Origin of the sequence: Idiomarina sp. Sol25, from assembly GCF_033052775.1 — a bacterium.
Taxonomy (GTDB): Bacteria; Pseudomonadota; Gammaproteobacteria; order Enterobacterales; family Alteromonadaceae; genus Idiomarina.
The window spans coordinates 1-545 of sequence record NZ_JAUPEW010000031.1; the positions used below are offsets into that span (position 1 = coordinate 1).

General features: G+C 51.4%; 1 protein-coding gene. It reads left to right on the forward strand.

What is annotated here, in order from left to right:
- On the forward strand, nucleotides 1-545 hold a 545-nt coding region (locus tag Q5L94_RS13315; protein ID WP_317498849.1), incomplete at both ends, for a hypothetical protein.

Consider the following 545-nt stretch of genomic DNA (forward strand, 5'->3'; position numbering starts at 1 on the left):
CCGGTGTGCGACGTCTGCAGCAAATTGTTTTGCTAACTCGCGCGAGATTAATCTGGTCCTCCACAACGCCGATCCAGAGAAAAGGCTTTTTTGCAATGGGAGTAGGACTCGATAGTGGTCTGCAGCTTGATTTACAATCGCCAGCACTCGAAGGCCTACTTGATCAGGCGGACATGGCGGCATTGCAAGGAAATGCAACCGAACTTCATGCTTCACTGGTTGAGTTGGCCAACCACTTGTTGACGATCAAGCCTTTCTCTCAAGAGGCGGGACAGGATCTGCCAGTTGGTTGGCAAAATGTACTCCTGCAATGGCTATCAGGATATCCAATCTCAGAAATTGGAGGCGAACATACTAAGCTGATTGAGGACGCCTTTGTCTATCGGTTGGTTTGGGCCATTGAAGCCGTTCGAACACGAAGAATAGCTCATGGGTGGGACGGAGGCGATGTCGCGAATTCAGGAATGGCAGCGTCTTGTCTCGATACTGGCCTGCCAGACTACAGAATGGCAATGCTGGTTCGCGCAGGCTTGCCATCCAGAGCT